Here is a 1,172-nt window from a genome sequence, read left to right as displayed (position 1 = left end):
CAAACCGGATGTACCGGACGGGCGACCTGGCCCGGTGGTTGCCAGACGGCAGCATTGAGTATTTGGGCCGGATCGACCATCAGGTGAAAATCCGGGGTTACCGGATCGAGCTGGGCGAGGTGGAAGCGCAGCTGCTGACCGTGGATGGCATTCAGAAAGCCGTGGTCACAGCATGGGAAAACGAAGACGGGCACAAGGACCTGTGTGCCTACATCATAGCTTCAGAGTCCCTGAGTTTGCCGGAGCTGCGCAATGCGCTGCAGCCGAAGCTGCCGGATTACATGATCCCGACGTATGTGGTACAACTGGATCGTTTCCCGCTGACACCGAACGGGAAAATCGACCGCAAGGCGTTGCCGGCACCGGAAGCACGTCTCGAAGGAGGCCTGGAGTACGTTGCACCGCGGACGCCGCTGGAAGCCAAGCTAGCCCAAATCTGGCAGGATGTCTTGAAGCTGTCCAGCGTAGGAGTCACCGACTCATTCTTTGACGTGGGTGGGCACTCCCTGCGGGCAACGACGCTGGTGGCCAAAATCCATCAGGAACTGGACAGCCGGATTACGCTGCGTGAGGTGTTCCAACACTTTACGATTGAGCAGCAAGCCCAGCTCATCGCAACGCACGGGACAGACACCTATACGGTGATCCCTGCGGCGGCACAACAGGCGTACTACCCGGTTTCCTCGGCTCAAAAACGACTGTACATTTTGAGCCATCTGGAAGGTGGGGATCTCAGCTACAATATGCCGGGTGTATTAACCGTGGAGGGGCCGCTTCAGGCTGATCGGCTAGAGGATGCGTTCCGTCAGTTAATAGCCCGCCATGAAACGCTGCGGACTTCCTTTGAAATGGTGGAAGGCGAGGTCGTTCAGCGGATTTACGATCAAGTGGAGTTTGCAGTAGAGCACCTGCAGGCTAGGGAGTCCGAAGCCGAAGCTTATATCAAGTCCTTTGTACGCAGCTTTGATCTTCGCCAGGCACCACTGCTGCGTGTCCGTCTTATTCAAACTGGACCAGAGCGCCATCTCCTGATGTACGACATGCACCATATTATTTCAGACGGTGTATCGTCTAACAATATCGTGCAGGAGCTGGTACAACTGTACGAGGGACAGGAATTGGAGCCGCTGCAAATTCAGTACAAAGACTACGCCGTGTGGCAGCAGCAGGAG

1 protein-coding gene is annotated in these 1,172 nt (G+C 56.2%); it reads left to right on the top strand.

Annotated features, from left to right (window positions below):
• The coding region (locus NLX73_RS24810; protein WP_254327607.1) for a condensation domain-containing protein at positions 1–1,172 on the top strand (1,172 nt) is incomplete at both ends.

It is taken from the genome of Paenibacillus sp. CH40, assembly GCF_024213605.1.
GTDB lineage: Bacteria > Bacillota > Bacilli > Paenibacillales > Paenibacillaceae > Paenibacillus > Paenibacillus polymyxa_B.
This window is presented reverse-complemented; position numbering and strand designations above follow the sequence as displayed.